The organism is Kluyvera sp. CRP, from assembly GCF_019930565.1.
In the GTDB taxonomy this organism is placed as follows: domain Bacteria; phylum Pseudomonadota; class Gammaproteobacteria; order Enterobacterales; family Enterobacteriaceae; genus Kluyvera; species Kluyvera georgiana_A.
On sequence record NZ_CP082841.1, the window covers coordinates 1,743,217 to 1,763,267 of the forward strand.

Below are 20,051 nucleotides of genomic sequence, written 5' to 3' on the forward strand. Positions count from 1 at the left end.
GATATCCCTTTACATTCTATAAGCTAAAAGCGTTTTGAAGCCATTCGATCTCATTGCCCGTGAAGGCTATCACATCGAAACGGCAATCCACAGTGTCAAAACTCCCATTGTGGCGGGCGAGCCACAAACGGGCAGTCTGCAACAGTTTGTTCTGTTTGCTTCGGGTCACGCTGGCGGCCGCGCCGCCAAACGCGCTGGATGCGCGGTAACGCACTTCAACAAATACCGTTACCGCGCCATCATGCATAATCAGATCGATCTCGCCGCCGCGCTCATGCACGTTGGCGGCGATAAAGCTTAGTCCCTGACGCTCCAGCCAGCGACGGGCGCGCAGTTCCGCGGCGTCACCGGTCTGTTTCGTGGTTAGCTTGCCGGGACGATTTGCCCCTGCTGGTATTTGAGCCATGATAACTTCCTGTTAATCACGCAGTCCTGGTTGGCGCTCAGATCGCCAGTGTTGCCGTTCAGCTCAAAGCCCGGCACGCCGCGCATCTGAGAGAAATGATTGGCCAGCGCCCAGGCATCAACGCCCATTGCGTACAGGCGAGCCAGCGAGTAGTCGTTGTTGACCGCACGCAGCGCCTGCTGCATCAGCGCCGGGTTGCTGCCAGCCAGCATCGGGATCTCGCTGTACTGTAAACCTTCCATCTCCAGACGGAAATCCGGGCCAGCGGTGCCCTGCGCGCTGCGCGAACTGGCGTACAGCATCGCACCGCTCTGGCTACCGTTACGCATTGCGATCATCGGCTTGATAAACGCAATCTCTTCCGGTGTCGCCAGGATATAGGCGGCATCGACTTTGCTGCTGCCGGTGATTTGCGCATCGGTTGGCGCGGCCGGAATAGTCAGCCCGCCGATGGTGACGCTCTGCGGCTGCGGCTGAGTGGAGGCCACTGGTGTACCCGACAGCGAGATGCCGGAGCCGCCGTTGACGCCGCCGCGCAGTTCAGAGAGCGAACCAAATTTCTGTTGCAGTACGGTACCGCCGCCCAGTTTACGCCATTCATCGGCAAAGGCCTGAGTGACGCGTTCACCGAGCGCGTTACGTGGCATCAGCAGCAGCGGCGACTGTTTCCCCTGGTCGTGAATGTGGCGCGCGGCGTCGCGGGCTTCATCTTCCGGCGACAGGGCGAAGTAGCAGATGTTGGCGCGGCTCGTCACCGACTCCGGCTGATTCAGCGCCAGCACGTTGAGTGTCGTGTTGCTTTTCAGCATCTCGTCGACGTTGTTTTTCAGCAGCGGGCCGACCACCAGGCTGACGCCATCCTGCTGCGCCTGCGCCAGAATCTGGTTTAACGGCTGAGAAGAGGTATCGTAGATTTTCAGCTCTGCTGAGGGATTCGCCGCCACGCTGGCAACGGCCTGCGGCTGTGCAGCAGGCGCTGGCGCTGCCGTTGGTGCAGCAGTGGCCTGTACAGCGGTCGTTTCCGGCTGTGCTGCGGCCTGCACCGGCGCAGCGGTGGCCGGTGCCTGTACCGGTGCCTGGGTTTGCGGGCTGGTCAGATCGCTGATTTCAGCCTGTGACGGGCTAACGACGGGCGTGGAGGCCGCCTGGGCTACCTGCTCGGGGACGGCGCTGCCGTTAACCGGCGTGGCACCGTTTTTCGCGGCTTCAAACCCTTGCTGAATGGTGCGGCCAAAGACCGATGCCTGGCCGCTTAACGGCAGCAGCAGGGCGATTTTATTGACCGACGCGGGTTTAAAGTTTTGCACGTTGGCCAGTTGCGACGGCAGGACCTTCGCCCCCGGGTTCTGCGGATAGCGCGTCTGCCAGTCTTTGATGCCAGCCTTCAGCATGTCCGGATCGTTACGGTTATCAAACCACATGCGTTGCAGATCCAGCCAGCCTTGCAGATCGTTTTCATCGGCGTTGATCACCAGCGCGTTGGCTTGCTGCTGGGTCATGGCGGAGAGCGCTTGCCAGGTGGCGTCGCTGTTCTGTTGCTTTTCCTGCTGGGTAGTTAACAGCGGCGCCTGGGCAATCAGGGCGCGCAGCAGCGTCAGAGAGGGCTTACCCTGCTCGGCGGTGATGGTATCCTGCCAGAAGCGGGCCTGGCGAACGCTGTCGAAATCATCGGCCTTCAGCGGCTGCAGCAGCGCCTGAGCGCCGGCGTAATCTTTCTGCGCAAGCTTGATTTCAACGGCCAGCAGAGACTGTTCCTGGCGCTGAACGGCATTCAGTTCTTTCGGCAGTTGGTTATACAGTTCCAGCGCCTGCTGGCTTTTACCTTCTTTCAGCAGTGCACGAATGGCGAGTAATTGCCAGTTGGTCTTGCTATCATTCGAGCTTTGCTGCATCTGCTGCAGGTAAAAGCCGGAATCAGCCTGCGTCGCGCCCTGAAGCTGGGCGGCACTCTGGTCGGCAGGTTGCTGGATTCCGCAGCCTGCGAAAATCAGCGCGGCCAGGATAACCGGCAGACAACGCGCGGCTTTCATACGAGAAAATGTTGAGGGTACCATTCTGTATCCAGTGATATTTTTTACGCAATGCTCAATATTAAATCGGCAATACGGACGAAACAATGAAACAACACGAATCGGCGGATAATTCTCAAGGCCAACTCTTTATTGTACCTACTCCTATCGGAAATTTGGCTGATATTACCCAACGAGCGCTCGAAGTATTGCAAGCTGTTGATTTAATTGCGGCTGAAGACACGCGGCACACCGGTTTATTGCTGCAACACTTCGCGATTAACGCCCGTTTGTTTGCTTTACACGATCACAATGAGCAACAAAAAGCCGAGACGCTGGTGGCGAAGCTCAAAGAGGGCCAGAACATCGCGCTGGTTTCTGACGCGGGTACGCCGCTGATCAACGATCCTGGCTATCACCTGGTGCGTACCTGCCGTGAAGCAGGGATTCGCGTCGTGCCGCTGCCTGGCCCATGCGCTGCGATTGCCGCGCTTAGCGCCGCCGGTCTGCCGTCCGATCGTTTTTGCTATGAAGGTTTCTTACCGGCGAAATCCAAAGGCCGTCGTGACGCGCTGAAGGCGATTGAAGCCGAGCCGCGCACGCTAATTTTCTACGAATCCACCCACCGTCTGCTCGACAGCCTTGAAGATATGGTGGCCGTATGGGGGGAAGCCCGCTACGTGGTGCTGGCGCGCGAGCTGACCAAAACCTGGGAAACCATCCACGGCGCGCCGGTCGGCGAACTGCTGGCGTGGGTCAAAGAAGATGAAAACCGTCGCAAAGGCGAGATGGTGCTGATTGTTGAAGGCCATAAAGCTCAGGACGACGAACTGCCCGCCGATGCGCTGCGTACGCTGGCGCTGTTGCAGGCGGAGCTGCCGTTGAAGAAAGCGGCGGCGCTGGCGGCGGAGATCCACGGCGTGAAGAAGAATGCGCTGTATAAGTATGCGCTGGAGCAGCAGGGGGAGTAAGCCCCTGCTGCCGGTTTTGCCGGGTGGAGCTTGCGCTTTACCCGGCGACTCATTGGTACAGGCCTTTAGTTAACGGGCATCGCCTCAAACACCAGTGTTTCCAGCGGTTGCAAGGTAATCACCGTCGCGTTTTTATACTCAACGGGCACGGTTTTGTTACTGCCGTATACCGCTTTCAGACTAAACTGCGCCGCGTCTCCTGCCGGTATTTCGAAATCCTTCGCCAAATCCAGATAGTAGGTTTGTGGCTTATCCGACGGGTTGCGCAAACCGAGAATGGCTTTGTCTTTGCTCCAGGAGGCCCAGCCGTACACCGCAAGCGCCGTCGGGTCGCCGCCAATCCAGTGGGTATCAACCAGCACGCTGGCGTTTTCCTTAGACCATTTTGCTGCCTTCGCCAGCGTGTCCCACTTCACCTTGTTCAGCATCGACGGGGTAATATACAGCTCTTGCAGCTGGGTGCCGGTCGCGAAGTAGCTCCAGACCTGATCGGCAAAATCGCTGTCCGTTTGCACCTTCTCTAGCCCGTAATAGGCATTCGCGGCGCTGACTATCCCGTGGTACATCAGCGAGTTCAGCGGGAATAGCGGGCCTTTACGGACAATGGAACGGTACGTCTCGGCATCGCGGTAGGTCATCCACTGCTGTACCGGCGTGCCAGGACCATACAGGTTGATGTCATCTCCCTGACGCCAGATTGAATCGGCGTAGAACAGCCAGGACGGGCTGGCGTCGGTGCCGGTGGTCAGGTTGATAAACAGATTTGGGTTTGCGCTGCGCATATTGTGCAGCAGGGCGATTGACGCATCAAAATCCGAGGCAAACGGGCTGCCCTTGATATGCGAACTGGCGTTACCCATTCCGTCGAGCTTAAACGAGGTAATGTGCTCGTTTTTGATAAGCTTGATGATCTGCTCATTGAAGTTTTTAAAGTAGTTCGCTCCCGACAGCGCCAGCTTGCCGTCCACGGTTTCGAACCCATACTCTTTTGCATGCGAAACGCGAACGTCGCGCGGTTTGTTGTAGCCGCCCCACGGAGAAAGCCATAGCCCAACGGAGCTGTGCAGGCTGTCGGCTTTCTCGCGGACTTTGCTAAAACCGTTGCTGAATGCCGGGCCAAATAGCCAGCGTCCGGTCAGATCGTCCCAGCCATCGTCCAGCAGGAAAGCGTCTAAGGTCACGCCGCGGCCCGTAATGAACTCCTTGTTCCACTCGCCCATACGCCCCAGCACATCCTGTTCGGTGTACGGAGTGAAAAAGCCGATATCCATCCAGCTGTTGTAGTGCAGATAAGGCTTGTAGGGCCGTGGACGTACGTCATTAATAAACTGGTTCACGCTGCGGCGCAGCTGGCTGGTCTCCGGGAACGTGCCGAACCAGGTGGTAAAGCTGACCGGGGCCTCTGGTTGAATCGGCGTTTTCAGTTCTACGTTGAGATTGGTTGTAGCTTCATAGGCGTAGGTATTGACGATCGGTTTATCCGGCAGGATAAAGAACGAGTCGGCAACGATCGGTGAGCTATTGATTGCGCCATCTACGTAAGGAGCCTGGGACTGCTTTTTGGTTGGGAAGAAGGTGATTTTAGCCACCTCGCGCGGCTGCCCAACGGCGGCAATGGTGTAGCCGATGTTGGCGTATTTTCCCTTCACCAGGTTCAGCTTCACCGTGACGTTAAAATCCGGGCGCGTAAAGTCGATGACAATCGCGTTGTCCTGCTTTTCAACGTGCTTGATTTTGAAATCGGCGGTGTGGATTTTGCTCTCATCCGGTAGCGTCAGAAAGAACAACTCCTGCGGCGTGAGCGGATGGTTAGCCCTGTTGTCCTTCACCACGACCGTTGAGTTGGTATCATCGAATGAGAGAGCAATATTGTCGTTATTGAGGGCGTAGTTTGCCGCCACTGCGCCATGAGAAACACAGAGAGCCAGCAGTGAGAGAGTGAGCGCTTTCTTCATTGGGGTAAGGTCCTTATTTGTTATTTTTCAGCATTCGGTTAATGGACTGCTCCAGCCAGTAGCGCTGGGTGCCAAAATTAATCCGCAGGTAGTTTTCGCCGTTTTGTACATAGTGGCTGCCGTCTTCTATGACCACGCCCGCCTGTTGTGCGAAATGTTGGGTTAGCTGCGTTGCGCTACGGTCATCCGCGCTCACGTCTATCCACGCCAGATACGACGATTCCGGATTCATCATCTTCCACGCCGGGAAGTGGGTCTGGATGGCATCCGCCAGATAGCGGGCGTTGCCTTGCAGATAACCGTTCAGCGCGTCGAGCCATGGCAGACCGTGTTGATAGGCCAGAATGATCCCCCATACCCCGAACATATTGGGCGAGGTAATCGAGTTCTTCTCAAGCTGCTGGCGGAAGCGCTGGCGCAGCGAGTCGTTCGGAATCATGGAGTAGGAGGTTTTCAGCCCGCCCAGATTGAACGCCTTGTTGGGGGACGTGAGCACGATCAGGTTGTCCTGTGCGGCACAGCCAGAAGTGAGGCAACTGACGAATTTGCCATCCAGAATGTGCTCGGCGTGAACCTCATCGACCACCAGAATTGTGCCGTAGCGTTGACAGAGATCGGACACCTGACGTATCTCTTCCGCGCGCCAGATCCTGCCGGACGGGTTATGCGGCGAGCAGAAGAACCACAGCGTTGGACGGTGGGTTTTGAGCTGTTCTTCTATCAGATTAAAATCAAGCTGATAGCGGTTGTCCTCCACGCGTAGCGGGTTAGCAAGTACTTGCACGCCCTGGCGCTGTGCCGCCATCGCAAAAGGATCGTAGACCGGCGTGTTCATCATCACGCTGTCACCCGGTTTGCAGAACGCCTGAACCGTGTAGTGCAGCGTGGAGACGGTGCCGTAGGTTAGCGTGATCCACGACTTTTCTACCTCAACCTGATGACGTTTACGCTGGAAGCCGATAACCGCGTCGTAGAATTCGTCAAAGCACCAGGTATAGCCAAAGGTGCCGTGCTCCACGATGCGCCGGAAGCCGTCAATCACCGCAGGCGGCGAGGTGAAATCCATATCGGCTATCCACAGGGGGATAAAGGACTGCGGGACGTCACCGAAACGCGAGCACACAAAGGCATGGTCCCATTTACGGCACTTATCACTTTGGCGCTCGATGATTTTGTCGAAATCAAACATCACTCCCCCTGTTAGATTAAGGCTTCAATGCCGGTTTTGACGCTCTGTACCTGCGGGCCGATGATCACCTGTACGCTGTGAGCATCAAGCACCACCACCGACAACGCGCCGGCCGCTTTCAGCGCCTGTTGATCGATAAGGCCCATATCTTTCACCACCAGACGCAAGCGGGTAATACAGTTATCAAGCGACTCAATGTTCTCTTTACCGCCGAGTGCACGCAGGATAAGCCCATGATCGTATTTTGATTTTCCACGCGCGCGGGTGTTAGCCTCGACGGCTTGCTGCGCCCCTTGAGCATCCACCTCGCGGCCCGGCGTTTTGATGTCGTGTTTGAGGATGTACCAGCGGAAGACAAAGAAGTAGATGGCAAACCAGGCAATACCGACCGGGAACAGCAGATACCATTTGGTCGACATTCCCTGCATCACGCCGAAGATCAGCAGATCCAGAATGCCGCCATCGGTATTGCCAATGGTCACCCCCAACAGAGCCATAACCATCAGCGCCAGGCCAGACATGACGATATGGAAGGCGTAAAGCGCGGGGGCGATAAACAGGAACAGGAACTCAATCGGCTCTGAAATACCGGTGACGACGGAAACCAGCACGCCGGAAAGCAGCAACCCCTTAATGACCGGCCGATTTTCCGGACGCGCGGTGCGGTAGATGGCGTAAGCCACGGCGGGTAAACCGAAGATAAAGGTCGGCATAAACCCTTGTGACAGAAACGCGGTAACGTGCGGGCTAAACGGCAGGCCGGCTTTAAGCTCTGCGTAGAAGATATTCAGCGCCCCGGCGACCTCATGGCCATTCACCATTTCAATACCGCCTGCTGGGGTAAAACGCACCATCGCCAGCAGGATGTGGTGCAGACCAAAAGGTTTCAGCAGCAGCACACCCACGCCGTAGAGGAAGGGGCCGAAAACGCTGGTGCTCTGGATGATATGACCAATACCCGCGATGCCCAGCGCGACGTATTCCCACAGAAGAGGAATGAACAGACCCACCAGCGACAGGGTAAGAGCGGTTATAATCGGCACAAAACGAATGCCGCTAAAGAACGCGAAGGCGTCATGCAGAACCGTGTCCTGAAAACGCTCGTGCAGAAAATAGGTGATAACCCCAACCACAATGCCGCCCAGTACCCCCATCTCCAGGGTCTGAATGCCTAGCACGATCGATTGTCCCACCTGTTTCATGGTGGCGGGGTCGGCAAGCTGGTGGGTGGCCGTCAGGTAATAGTTAATGCTCATATTCATCAGCATGTAGCCAACGAACCCGGCAAAGGCGGCGACCGCCTTGTTGCGTTTGGCAAGCCCCATGGGGATCGCCATGGCAAACATCAGCGGCAGATAGGTAAATGCAAAGCCACCGACCATGGCGATAAAGCCAAAGGTCAACTGCGTAAATTCGCCGCCCAGAAAGGGAAAACTCGTAATGGTGGAAGGGCTGGTCACTGAACTACCGATACCCAGCAGCAATCCCATAAAGGCAAGAAGTGAAACCGGGAACATAAAGGTTTTTCCCAGACTTTGGAAAAACTCCCATGATTTTGACTTAAAAGATTTTTTTTGTGTCATGTAGGGACCCTCGGATTTTTAGGATAATGGAAGGCGCTACCCGGTTTAAGGACGCGCCTTCATATTTGCGAGGCTTATAGTTATTTTGAGATATTGTTGTAATACGCTGTCGGATCAGGCCTCCGCCGGTAGCCGTAACCGATTCGCTGAGCCGCAGACGGCGATTTTGCTTCTGACCACTTCTTTCATGGCGTCCATGCCAACCCGCATGTAAAAGCGCGGGTCATTGCCCTGCGGATTTTCAGCAAACCAGGCTTTGACGGCGTCAGAGAAGGCGATCTTCAACTCGGTTGCGACGTTGACTTTGCAGATGCCCAGCTCGATGGTGCGGCGAACATATTCATCCGGCACATCGCTTGCGCCATGCAGCACCAGCGGCACCGTCACCACTTCCCGGATTTCCGCCAGCCGCTGGAAGTCGATTTTTGGCCGTTTGGTATAGAGACCATGTGCCGTGCCGATAGCCACGGCAAGGCTGTCAACACCGGTCAACTCAACAAAGCGTTTCGCCTCCTGCGGGTCGGTGAGAAAGGCGCTTTCCGCGTCGACGCTCATGTCGTCTTCTACCCCGCCCAGACGGCCCAGTTCCGCCTCAACGCTGCAATCGTTGAGGTGGCAGAAATCGACCACCGATTTCACCAGCTTCACGTTTTGTTCAAACGGATAGTGGCTGCCATCGATCATCGCGCTGCGTACGCCGGCGTGAACCTTACGGCGAATGTCATCCAACGATTCGTGATGATCGAGATGCAGCGCCAGCGGCATGTCGTAAGTGAGCGAATACGCGCTGCACAGGGCGTAGATCTCTTCCAGGGCAATGTGTTTAAACGTGCCGGGAGTCCCCGCGAGGATCACCGGCGAGCGCATTTCGCTGCACACCTCGAGGATCGCCTGGATCGTTTCGGCGTTGTGGATGTTAAACGCCGGTACGGCGTAGCCGTTGGCCTGCGCATCCTGCAGAAGGTATTTCGTTGAGATAATGCTCATAAGAAGATCCTCTTAAGCCTGCCACGGATGAATAATCACGCCTTGCACAACACGATTGACCGTGCCGCTGGCAGAGGGGGTATCTGGGGTATTGCCAACACGAATCGACTGAGTCAGCGCAAAGACCTGGGCGTACATCAGGAAGCAGAACGCCTGCTCCATGTCGATAAACGAACGGGAAGGAGGCAGCAGGATATGCGGGCCTGCTTCGATGATGGGATCCGTTTCTGCCGCAATGGCGACCACGCGCATTGCCTGACGATCGCGGCGCAGTTCCGCCAGCAGATCCAGGTCGTACTGGCGCGTGTAAGGGTGGCTGGAGATGAACACCACGATAAGCGTTTCGTTATCGACCAGCGATTTTGGTCCGTGGCGGAAACCGGTTGGCGAGTCGTAGAAGGCCGCCAGTTTGCCGGCGGTTAGCTCCAGCACCTTCAGCGCAGACTCACGCGCGATACCTTGTAATCCGCCGCTGCCCAGATAGACGACGCGTTTCCAGGCGCCATCGCCAAAGACACCCTGGCTAAAATCGCCGAGTGAGTCGAGGATCGCCTGGCTGCGATCGGCCACGTCCCGGAAGGTCTGGCTGTTGATGATCTCCGGCGCGAATACCGCCAGGCAGCTTGCCATCATGGTGGTAATGCTGCTGGTCATGGCAAAGCCGCGATCGTGCGTTTCGGCCGGCATCAGCAGGGCGAAAGCGTTATCGCTGTCGACCAGATTTTGGTACAGGCTGCCCGCTTCGTTACAGGTTATTGACAGGTGGTAGCACTCAGGAACGAACTGGTTGGCCAGCTCAACGGCAGCCACGCTCTCCGGGCTGTTGCCCGAGCGGGCAAATGAAACCAGCAGCAGCGGATGCGCCGGGTTCAGATAGTCCATTGGATTGGTGACGAGATCGGTGGTGGGTACGGCGCTGATATTTTTCCCCGTGTGGCGGGAAAGCCATGGGGCGATGGTTTCGCCAATAAATGCCGACGTTCCGGCCCCGGTCAGTACGATTCGCAGATCGGTTTTGCGTAACAGCGGTGTCAGAAAAGCATCAATGGTCGATCGGATCGCATCAATATTTTTCAGTGAACGGATCCAACTCGCGGGCTGCTGGCGGATCTCTTCCTCTGTCCAGGTACCGGTTGTCGAGGCGGCGGAGATATAGGTTTCTGGCATAACGTAAGTCCTTAGTCTTGTAAATTCCACATCAGACGCTGGCAATAGGTCGCTATCTTTCGTTTCGTTTCACTTGTTCACTTTATCGGTTGATTAAAATCTATAGAAAAGAAATCGAAAGTTCAATGATCGAATGAGAAATAAAACGAAAATTATGATCTTAAGAGGTGTGTTTTATTTATGACGTTGATATTTAAATGATTAAAGGATTTGTCGGTTAGGAGGATACTTTTTTGTAGAAAGGAAAAGAAAGGCCTTGCGGTAACAAACCGAAGGCCTGAGGAAAACGAACGTGCTACAAAGAGAAAGATTGACCCTGAATCCAGATGTGCTGCAGGTGCAGCCCACCATCGAGCGCAATGATGCTGGCGCGTTTGCCGACCTTGAGCGATCCCAGCTGGCCATCGATGCCCAGCAAACGGGCGGGATGCAGCGATGCCATATGAATCGCCTCTTCGGGGAGTAGGCCGGTTAGTTCGACCATATTGCGTACCGCCGCATCGATCGATAACGTGCTGCCCGCCAGCCCCCCGGAGGCGGTCCTTACGATTCCGGCACGCATCTCCACCTGCTCGCCGCACAGCGTGTATCGGCCATCGGGCATACCGGCGGCCTGCATGGCGTCGGTAATCAGCACCACTCTCTCCCTGGCGCAGCAGCCGCAAAGCTTCATGGCGGCGGGGTGAACGTGGTGTCCATCGGCGATAAGCTCCAGCCAGGCTCGTGGGTCGGTTAACCCGGCGCCGACCATCCCGGGTTCGCGGTGATGTAAACCGGTCATACCGTTATAGCAGTGAACCAGCCCGTCGGCGCCCGCGTCGAAAGCGGCGCGGGTTTGTGCATAGCTGGCGGCGCTATGCCCTAACATCACCCGAATGCCCCGTTTTTTCAGATGGATAATCGCCTGTAGCGCGCCGGGCTTTTCCGGTGCCAGCGCCACGACGCGCAGGGTTTGCCGGGAAATGGCAATCAGCTCATCCAGCTCCGCCGGGTTCAGTTCCCGAAACAGCTCCGGAGGATGTGCCCCTTTATTCTGCGGCGTAAAATACGGGCCTTCGAGGTAGCTCCCCAGTACCTGCGCCCCTGGCCCACCGGAGTAACAGCGTTGGGCGATACGCGCCAGCGCCTGGTGAATCATCTCCAGCGGCGCGGTGACGGTGGTGGGTAGCCAGCTGGCTACCCCTTCGCGTGCCTTATGCCGGGCCAGTTTATCGAGGGCGTCCGGTGCGTCGTCCATGACATCAACGCCCGCACCGCCGTGGACGTGGATATCGATATACGCCGGACAGAGCAGCTCGGCGTTGCGGCTGGCGATGCCTGCCGGTATCGGTTCGATTGCGGTAATGACGCCTTCTTCAACGCGCAGCTGATGGTCGTCGAGCCAGCCTTGCTCCGTCAGCACGCGTCGGGCGCGGAGAATGTGCGTCATATCCCTTCCTCGACGGGACTCTCCTCGCGGCAGCGGTCCAGCTCATCGACCAGGCTGGTCAAACCGCGGTGTCCGCACTCAAGGGCCTGCAGACGGAACGTCTCGCTGCTCAACCCATCGCGTTCCAGCGCCATCTCCAGCAACAGCTGCAAGTTGGTGCCGGTAATCACTTCTCTTCCCGCTTTTTGCATGGCGAGCGTCGAGGCCACGCGGAACGGCGTACCGCCGAGCAGGTCGGTCAGAAAAACGATATCGCCCTGGGCATCCAGCTCTGCCACCGCCTGCTCAAGCTGTGAAGTGAGCAGCGCGGTGGTTGAGGTTTCAGGAAAATCGATGGCGATAAACTGCGGCTGCTCGCCCAGAATTTGCTTCATCGCTTTTTCCATTCCGCTGGCAAAACCGCCATGCCCCGTCAAAATAATACCTAGCATCTCAAACCTCTTTTGCTTTACAGGAAGTGACAGAATTTGCCGACCACGCCGAGCACGACGGTAATGGCGATAAGACGCAGTGGGCTCCAGCCGCGACGCACCAGCCAGTACATGATCAGGGTATACACCAGCGGTAAGAAGGCAGGCATCAGCTTATCAATAACATCGGCCTGCAGTTTGACGACCGCGTCACCGGCTTTGATTTCCAGCGTCGTGTTGAGACGAACGTAGGTGGCGACCAGCGCGCCAATCACCGTCATCCCCACAATTGAGGCCGCGTGACCCACTTTTTTGGTGTTTGCCTTGATAAGCGGAATGGCGGCAACCCCCATGCGATACGCATAGTGCGCCAGGCCGAAACGCAGGCCGAGATGCACCACGTTAAACAGCACGATAAACACCACGGCGCCTAGGATTGATCCCTGCAGCGCCAGGCTCGCGCCAATCCCGCCGCAGATAGGCAGCAGCGTTAGCCAGAACATGGCATCGCCAATCCCGCCCAGCGGTGCGCCAACGGCAATTTTGGTACTCTGAATACTGTTAACGTCCTGCTTCGAGCGCTCCATCGCCAGAATGATGCCGATAACAAACGTCACCAGGAAAGGGTGGGTGTTGAAGAAGCCCATATGGCCTTTCATGGCGCGTGCCAGGTCGCGTTTGTTGGTGTGAATCTTTTTCAGCGCGGGCAGCAGTCCGTACAGCCAGCCGGAAGCCTGCATACGTTCGTAGTTAAATGATGCCTGCAACAGCATAGAGCGCCAGGCCACGCGGTTAATGTCTTTTTTGCTCAGTTCAGCGCCAATGCTCTGATCTTCATAGACGTTTTCGTTCACGCCGGTCAGCAGCGTCTCTTCATTATCGGAAACAGTCGGCAGGGTGTGTTGGTTAGATGCCATCTTCGAATTCCTCTTTCTGTGCCGCAGGTTGGGTCGGTTCCGGGGATTTACGTAAGAGATCAATCAGCGCCATGGCCAGTGCGGCGGCGGCGATAGCCAGCACCGGAAGCTTGAGCCAGGCCGCGGCAACAAAACCAATAATGAAGTACGGGATGTAGACGTTCTTCATCATAATTTTCAGCAGTACGGCAAAGCCGATGGCTGGCATGATGCCGCCCGCAACGCCCAGGCCGTCAATCAGACGCGCTGGCAGGACATCAATGGCGGTTTTCGCGTGCTCCGCGCCGAAATAAATGGGCAGAAACGCGCACAGGAAGTAGAAAATGCCTAACGCCAGCAGCGCCAGATAGTTAACCCGTTCAATGCCGTCGGTGTCGGCATTTGCCGCCATACGGTCACAGCGAGACATCACGCCGGACATCACGGAGAACAGGAAGGTAATACCCATTTGTACCGCCACGGCGAACGGTACAGCGACGCCGACCGCCACATCAGGTTTGACGCCGGTGGTGATAGCAAACGTGGTCCCCACGATCGTACCGATAATGACGTTGGGCGGCTGGGCGCCTGCCAGCGGCGCCAGACCCATCCATACCAATTCCAGCGTACCGCCGGTTAAAATACCGGTATGCAGATCGCCAAGGATCAGGCCGACCAGCGGCCCAAGGACAACCGGGCGGTGCATGTGCGTTAAACCGTTGAACATATCCAGGCCGGCGATAAAGGCGAGGATACCTAAGGCAAAAGCCTGCAACAGACTGATTTCCATTGTGAATCCCTCAAAGCAGTTTAAAGAGATCCAAAGCCGGTTCTGTCGGAACCCCCTGAACGAAACATTCCACGCCAGCGGCCTTCAGGCCGTTAAAAGCGTTGATGTCGTTGGCGTCGACAGAAACCGTTTTGGCAATTTGTTGTTTACCTTCGGCGTAGTGCATGTTTCCTACGTTGATACGCGTGACGGGAACGCCGCCTTCAACCAGTTTGAGGAAATCGGCCGGTGTTCTGCACACCAGCAAAATTTTCTGTCGGTCGGCGGCGCGGTGGATGTTGTCGATGACTTTTTGCAGCGTCCAGAAGCGCACGGCAATCCCTTCAGCCAACACCATTTCCATTAAATTCTGCTGTACGGTGTCTTCCGCCACTTCATCGTTGGCGACCAGCACCAGATTTGCCCCCGCAAATCCGACCCACTGCACGCCAACCTGACCGTGAATCAAGCGTTCATCAATACGGCTTAAAACAATATTTGGCATCGCGTTTTCCTCTTTGTTGTTATCCGTTATGGGATGTCATGCCCTGACAGGCAGCGTGGTACTGCTGCAGTATGTCCTGAATGTGGCTGATGATAAGTTCTCGCGGCGTGGCGATGAGATCCCCCTCGCGAACCTTGACGTACTGCAACGGTAAATACTGGCTGATGAGCGGCAGCGGGATCGGTTCGTCCGCCAGGTTGCGCACCAGACGTTCGAAAGCGTCATCAATCTGCTCGTCCGGCCAGTAGTAACGAACGCGATCGGAATAGCTGTAGCCTCGTGCCAGACGACGCGCGTTGCCGTCGCCGTGGTAATGACTCTGCCAGTATTCCGGGCGATCGAGCATGACGGTTTCCAACACGTGGCGCAGGCCGGAACAGGCTTTGGCGGGCAGCAATTCTTCCTCAATGGCGGCCAGCGAAAATAGCGCTTCGCGTAGGGCGAAGGTGAGCGCTGGGCCGACTTTCAGAATGGCGAAGTGATCGACCACCAGCTGGCGCAGCGACTGCGGCGTCTGGTAGTCGGTAGAGTGTGCTTCGAACACCAGCGTGTCATAGGCCTCTACCATCTTGCTCAACGCAATGGCTTTTTGCGGTTGGTAATCAATGATGTGGGTGTGGTCGAATTCGACGCCAGGTTGCACCACCAGCGCGATAATTCGCGGCCAGATGTCGCTCAGCCCCTGTTGTTCAAAGGCGTGGTGGTGAGCCTCCAGCGTGGCGCGTGCGGCCTCGGGTGTTGTCACTGCCAGTTCGGTTAATGTTTCATGCGCGCCGCCCGGCACCGGGACTTCAGTGCCAATAACATAAACCAGATCCGCTTCGCCAAACTGGGCAATGCAGGTCTCTTCGGCGACCTTCGCCAGACGTGCGGCGCGCGCGGCGACAATCTCATCAGTTAAAGGAACCGGATCGTCCTGGCAGGACATGCTGCAATCCAGATGGATCTTTTTAAAGCCTGCGGCAACGTAGCTTTTGATCAGATCGTCGGCATGCCCCATGGCGACGGCTGCGGGTTGATCCTGCCAGCGATTTGGCCCCAGATGATCGCCGCCGAGAATCAGCTGCGACTGCGGAAAATGGAGTGAATCGGCGAGTTGACAGACGAAACGGCGAAAATCGGCCGGGGTCATGCCCGTATAGCCGCCGAACTGATCAACCTGGTTAGATGTGGCTTCGATCAGCAGCGGCGTCTGGTTGGCGTGCGCGTAGCGTATTGCGGATTCCAGTACCAGTGGATGCGCGGAACAAACGGCATAAATCCCGTTTGCCTTCCCCCGTTTATGCTGCTCCACGATTTCAGTAAGATGTTTCACTTTCCTCTCCAGATAGGATGACTTCGGAATCAATCTTTCGTTTTGTTTCATTTGATACTGCATCATGGTGTTATAAAAATAAAACGAAAGATAATAGTTTTCCGATCTGTTTCACAAAAGAAACGTAATGAAAGGCCGTGAAGCTGGATTTCGGCCTGAAGAGGGACTTTATAAGACTTGCTTTTCGGAAAAAGAAAGGCGTTAATAGACAAAACGAAATGAAACGAAAGAATTTGACCAAAGGATTTCTTATGAGTAACAGCGAGTCTTCTGCAGATAAGCGGGTTTCAGGGACCAGCGAAAGGCGCGAGCAGATCATCCAGCGGTTGCGACAGCAGGGCAGCGTGCAGGTGAACGATCTTTCCGGATTGTTCGGCGTTTCCACAGTGACCATTCGTAACGATCTGGCGTTTCTGGAAAAACAAGGCATTGCCGTGCGCGCCTATGGCGGCGCATTGATTTGCGACGGCAACACGCCGGGCGTGGAACCCTCTGTTGAAGATAAAAGCTCGCTGAACACGGCGGTCAAGCGGCGTATTGCGCGGGCTGCCGTCGAGTTTATCAAGCCGGGTCACCGCGTGATCCTCGATTCCGGTACCACAACCTATGAAATCGCCCGTCTGATGCGCCAGCATAGTGACGTGATTGCGATGACCAACGGGATGAACGTCGCCAACGCGCTGCTGGAAGCGGAAGGCGTGGAACTGCTGATGACCGGCGGACACCTGCGCCGTCAGTCCCAGTCATTCTATGGCGATCAGGCGGAGCATTCGCTGCAAAACTACCATTTCGACATGCTGTTTCTGGGTGTTGATGCTATCGATCTGGAGCGCGGTATCAGTACTCATAATGAGGACGAAGCGCGGTTGAACCGGCGGATGAGCGAAGTGGCGGAGAAGATCATCGTGGTCACGGACTCCACCAAGTTCAACCGTTCAAGCCTGCATAAAATTATTGATATGCAACGTGTCGATATGATTATCGTTGATGAAGGGATCCCGCAGGAGAGTCTGGAAGGGCTGCGGAAAATCGGCGTCGACGTGATTCTGGTGCCGCTGTCGGAATAAAAAAAAGGGGGTATGCAAAGGCATACCCCCGTATAAGCTGGCGAGGGTGATTAGGTCACCGGGGCCGGGTTAAATACTGCCAGCTGGTTGTGCAATCCCCATTGATCCGAGAAGGTTTTCTTACGCCCGCTCGCCACATCAAGAATGAAGTGGAACAGCTTGGTGCCCACGTCTTCAATGGTCTCTTCGCCTGTGGCGATGGTGCCGGCATTGATATCCATTAAGTCATACCAACGGTTAGCCAGTTCGGTGCGGGTGGCCATCTTGATGACCGGTACCGCCATCAGACCATACGGCGTACCGCGGCCAGTGGTAAATACCTGCACGGTAATGCCGGAGGCCACCTGCTGAGTGCCGCAGACGAAGTCGCTGGCCGGGGTGGCGGCGTAAATCAGTCCGCGTTTGGTCGGGCGCTGGCCGGGCGACAAGACTTCCACGATGGCGCTTTTACCTGATTTAGCGATCGAACCCAGCGCTTTTTCCACCACGTTGGCGAGGCCGCCTTTTTTGTTGCCCGGAGAGGGGTTGGCGCTACGGTCGGTTTTGCCCATATCGAGATAGTTATCGTACCAGGCCATCTCTTCGAGCAGACGCTTGCCCACTTCTTCATTGATGGCGCGCGGGGTTAACAGATGAATGGCGTCGCGTACTTCCGTGACTTCCGAGAACATCACGGTTGCGCCGCAGCGCACCAGCAGGTCGGAGGCGTAGCCGACAGCGGGGTTAGCGGTCACACCGGAGAAAGCGTCGCTGCCACCGCACTGCATACCCACCACCAGCTCGGAGGCCGGGCAGGTGACGCGCTGGCGCTGGTTGAGTTTTTCCAGATGGCGCACGGCAACCTGCAGGATATCGTCGACCATCGATTTAAAGCCCACGTGCTGCTCGTCCTGTAGGCGTACGATGCTGGCGCTGTCGACCGGGATGCTCTGCACATCTTCCGTGCCTTCCAGCAGACGCTCTGGCTGTAGCTTTTCGCAACCGAGGCCCACCACCATCACTTCGCCACCGAAGTTTGGGTTCAGCGCGATATTATGAATGGTGCGAATCGGCACCACGGCAGCCGGCGCGTTAATCGCCACGCCGCAGCCGTAAAGGTGGTTCAGACCGACCACGCCGTCAACGTTCGGGTATTTCGGCAGCAGGTCGCGTTCGATGATTTTAACCACGTAGTCCACAACGCCTGCCACGCAGTGCACGCTGGTGGTAATGCCCAACAGGTTTTTGGTGCCCACGCTGCCGTCGGCGTTACGGTAACCTTCAAAGGTGTAACCTTCCAGCGGCGGCAGCGGTTCTGGCACTTTGGTCGCCAGCGGCAGGGTGTTAAGCGGCGGCGCTTTCGGCAGCGTGACCGTGGATTCGTCGATCCAGCTGCCTTTGGCGACATCGCGTACCGCGTAACCGATAACTTCACCGTAGCGAATGATTTCACCATTCTGAGGAATATCCACCAGCGCAACTTTATGCCCCTGGGGGATATGTTCAATTAATTCCAGACCGTCAGGAAAACGCGTTCCTGCTTTTAATCCATTATCATTGACAATGATCGCGACATTATCGGTAGCGTGAACTTTTATATAAAAGGCAGTCGGCGATTCTTGTCTGATTTCAATGTTAGCCATTGTCCAGCATTCTCCAGCCAGGGGGTAAAATGAATTAAGTGTATAAGTGTTTCTTTTCAGATAATGAAAAATAAAAACACCTGAGTAATGGAATAAAGAATGTCAGGAGTTTGAATATAAAAATGTGATACAGATCACTCATCCTCCTCATCCCTCATGGGGCAAGGGTATCAATACGTGAAATTGTGCATCAGCGCCCAGTGCCGTGTGCACATGAACAATAAAATTAGTTTATGAAGCGATTAACCTGGTGATTTGCATAATGCGTGGCGAAGGTATCCTGATTATACTGATTCTCGATTTCATGGCGTCTGATTATTTATTGAGATTACCCGTCATCAATTAAATAATCAGCGAAATTCGCTTTAATAAAAATAAGAAGATTAAAGCATCCTGTACCCGAGGATAATAAAATGATACACGATACTGCTGACGCTGTTGAAGCAAAAAAGGGAATGCATACCCGCTATTTAATTCTGTTAATTATTTTTATTGTTACGGCCGTTAACTACGCTGACCGCGCAACGCTCTCCATCGCCGGTACCTCCGTGGCGAAAGAGTTGGAGCTGAGCGCGGTGTCCATGGGGTATATCTTCTCGGCATTCGGCTGGGCCTATCTGCTGATGCAGATTCCGGGAGGGTGGCTACTGGATAAATTTGGCTCCAAAAAGGTGTATACCTACAGCCTGTTCTTCTGGTCGCTGTTTACCTTCTTACAGGGCTTTGTCGGTTTCTTCCCGCTGGCGTGGGCTGGCGTCTCCATGTTCTTCATGCGCTTTATGCTCGGCTTCTCTGAAGCGCCGTCTTTCCCGGCGAACGCGCGTATTGTGGCGGCCTGGTTCCCCACCAAAGAGCGTGGCACCGCGTCGGCTATTTTTAACTCCGCGCAATATTTCTCGCTGGCGCTGTTCTCCCCGTTGCTGGGCTGGTTGACCTTTGCGTGGGGCTGGGAGCACGTCTTTACCGTGATGGGCGTGATTGGCTTCCTGTTGACCGGGATGTGGGTGAAGTTTGTGCATAACCCGACCGACCATCCGCGGATGTCTAAAGAAGAGCTGAAATTCATTGCCGACAATGGCGCGGTGGTCGATATGGACCACAAAAAGCCGGGTAGCGACGCAGTGAAAGGTCCGAAGCTGGATTACATCAAACAGTTGCTCAGTAGCCGTATGATGTTAGGTATCTTCTTCGGCCAGTATTTCTTAAACACCATCACCTGGTTCTTCCTCACCTGGTTCCCGATTTATCTGGTGCAGGATAAAGGCATGTCGATTCTGAAAGTGGGTCTGGTGGCGTCCATCCCTGCACTGTGCGGCTTTGCCGGCGGCGTGTTGGGTGGATTGTTCTCTGACTACCTGATTCGCCGTGGCTGTACGCTGACTTTTGCGCGTAAGCTGCCTATCGTACTGGGCATGCTGTTGGCCTCGACGATTATTCTGTGCAACTACACCGACAACACTGCGCTGGTCGTCACGCTGATGGCATTGGCGTTCTTCGGAAAAGGCTTTGGCGCACTCGGCTGGCCGGTCATCTCCGACGTCGCGCCGAAAGAAATTGTCGGCCTGTGCGGCGGTCTGTTTAACGTGTTTGGCAACGTGGCCTCCATCGTCACCCCGCTGGTGATTGGTTATATCGTGAGTGAACTGCACTCCTTCAATGGCGCACTGATTTTTGTAGGCTGTTCCGCACTGATGATGATGGTTTGCTACCTGTTCGTGGTGGGCGACATCAAACGTCTCGAGCTGCGGAAGTAAGCTGCGACTAACTTAAG

General features: G+C 55.7%; 17 protein-coding genes. 3 read left to right on the forward strand and 14 right to left on the reverse strand.

The genetic code is table 11. The features are described 5' to 3' along the window. Positions 1 to 16 precede the first annotated feature (16 nt). Together K7B04_RS08205 and K7B04_RS08210 are read right to left on the reverse strand one after the other, a co-directional pair. The gene (locus tag K7B04_RS08205; RefSeq protein WP_163447818.1) at positions 17 to 406 is read right to left on the reverse strand and encodes a YraN family protein; all 390 of its coding nucleotides are present in this window, start codon (positions 404 to 406) and stop codon (positions 17 to 19) included. After that, a complete protein-coding gene (locus K7B04_RS08210) occupies positions 364 to 2,460 on the reverse strand; it encodes a penicillin-binding protein activator (RefSeq protein WP_223803803.1) in 2,097 nt (698 codons plus the stop codon). The genes K7B04_RS08205 and K7B04_RS08210 overlap by 43 nt, the downstream gene beginning before the upstream one ends. Positions 2,461 to 2,522: 62 nt before the next feature. Here K7B04_RS08210 and rsmI point away from each other — a divergent pair, with 62 nt between their 5' ends. After that, complete coding sequence (gene rsmI, locus K7B04_RS08215; RefSeq protein WP_163447820.1) at positions 2,523 to 3,386, forward strand: 16S rRNA (cytidine(1402)-2'-O)-methyltransferase; 864 nt, start codon at positions 2,523 to 2,525, stop codon at positions 3,384 to 3,386. A gap of 65 nt (positions 3,387 to 3,451) precedes the next feature. Here the strand turns inward: rsmI and K7B04_RS08220 are convergent, their stop codons facing one another. From K7B04_RS08220 to kbaZ, 11 genes are all read right to left on the reverse strand, one after another. Continuing rightward, complete coding sequence (locus K7B04_RS08220; RefSeq protein WP_223803804.1) at positions 3,452 to 5,341, reverse strand: enterotoxin; 1,890 nt, start codon at positions 5,339 to 5,341, stop codon at positions 3,452 to 3,454. Positions 5,342 to 5,354: 13 nt separating this feature from the next. After that, positions 5,355 to 6,530, reverse strand: coding sequence for a PatB family C-S lyase (locus K7B04_RS08225; RefSeq protein ID WP_167574970.1), 1,176 nt, complete (start codon positions 6,528 to 6,530; stop codon positions 5,355 to 5,357). Between the two features lie 11 nt (positions 6,531 to 6,541). Further along, positions 6,542 to 8,113, reverse strand: coding sequence for a maltose/glucose-specific PTS transporter subunit IIBC (malX, locus tag K7B04_RS08230; RefSeq protein WP_167574971.1), 1,572 nt, complete (start codon positions 8,111 to 8,113; stop codon positions 6,542 to 6,544). A 114-nt stretch (positions 8,114 to 8,227) separates the two neighbouring features. Then, entirely contained in the window at positions 8,228 to 9,100 is an 873-nt protein-coding gene (gene kbaY, locus K7B04_RS08235; protein ID WP_106927162.1) for a tagatose-bisphosphate aldolase subunit KbaY, read from the reverse strand. Positions 9,101 to 9,112: 12 nt separating this feature from the next. Continuing rightward, positions 9,113 to 10,267, reverse strand: coding sequence for an AgaS family sugar isomerase (locus K7B04_RS08240; RefSeq protein ID WP_163447824.1), 1,155 nt, complete (start codon positions 10,265 to 10,267; stop codon positions 9,113 to 9,115). A gap of 295 nt (positions 10,268 to 10,562) precedes the next feature. Further along, the gene (gene nagA / locus K7B04_RS08245) at positions 10,563 to 11,696 is read right to left on the reverse strand and encodes an N-acetylglucosamine-6-phosphate deacetylase (protein WP_223803805.1); all 1,134 of its coding nucleotides are present in this window, start codon (positions 11,694 to 11,696) and stop codon (positions 10,563 to 10,565) included. After that, positions 11,693 to 12,127: a PTS galactosamine/N-acetylgalactosamine transporter subunit IIA gene (gene agaF / locus K7B04_RS08250; RefSeq protein ID WP_223803806.1), complete on the reverse strand. Its 435-nt coding sequence runs from the start codon at positions 12,125 to 12,127 to the stop codon at positions 11,693 to 11,695. The genes nagA and agaF overlap by 4 nt, the downstream gene beginning before the upstream one ends. Before the next feature lie 17 nt (positions 12,128 to 12,144). Next, positions 12,145 to 13,023 (reverse strand): PTS N-acetylgalactosamine transporter subunit IID, encoded by an 879-nt coding sequence (gene agaE, locus K7B04_RS08255; RefSeq protein WP_163447827.1) that lies wholly within the window; start codon positions 13,021 to 13,023, stop codon positions 12,145 to 12,147. Next, positions 13,013 to 13,792 carry a PTS N-acetylgalactosamine transporter subunit IIC gene (gene agaW, locus K7B04_RS08260; RefSeq protein WP_163447828.1) on the reverse strand — a complete coding sequence of 260 codons (780 nt, stop codon included), beginning with the start codon at positions 13,790 to 13,792 and terminating at the stop codon, positions 13,013 to 13,015. The genes agaE and agaW overlap by 11 nt, the downstream gene beginning before the upstream one ends. Positions 13,793 to 13,802: 10 nt before the next feature. Beyond that, positions 13,803 to 14,276, reverse strand: a complete 474-nt coding sequence (gene agaV / locus K7B04_RS08265) for a PTS N-acetylgalactosamine transporter subunit IIB (protein WP_065356120.1) — start codon at positions 14,274 to 14,276, stop codon at positions 13,803 to 13,805. Between the two features lie 19 nt (positions 14,277 to 14,295). Next, entirely contained in the window at positions 14,296 to 15,573 is a 1,278-nt protein-coding gene (gene kbaZ, locus K7B04_RS08270) for a tagatose-bisphosphate aldolase subunit KbaZ (protein ID WP_249023281.1), read from the reverse strand. 269 nt (positions 15,574 to 15,842) lie between these two features. On the opposite strand from kbaZ, the gene K7B04_RS08275 reads away from it, so the two are divergent. Further along, positions 15,843 to 16,658, forward strand: a complete 816-nt coding sequence (locus K7B04_RS08275) for a DeoR family transcriptional regulator (RefSeq protein WP_163447830.1) — start codon at positions 15,843 to 15,845, stop codon at positions 16,656 to 16,658. Positions 16,659 to 16,708: 50 nt separating this feature from the next. On the opposite strand, the gene garD is transcribed toward K7B04_RS08275, so the two are convergent. After that, positions 16,709 to 18,280 (reverse strand): galactarate dehydratase, encoded by a 1,572-nt coding sequence (garD, locus tag K7B04_RS08280; protein ID WP_167574978.1) that lies wholly within the window; start codon positions 18,278 to 18,280, stop codon positions 16,709 to 16,711. A 413-nt stretch (positions 18,281 to 18,693) separates the two neighbouring features. Here garD and K7B04_RS08285 point away from each other — a divergent pair, with 413 nt between their 5' ends. Further along, positions 18,694 to 20,034, forward strand: a complete 1,341-nt coding sequence (locus tag K7B04_RS08285) for an MFS transporter (RefSeq protein WP_163447832.1) — start codon at positions 18,694 to 18,696, stop codon at positions 20,032 to 20,034. Positions 20,035 to 20,051: the final 17 nt, after the last annotated feature.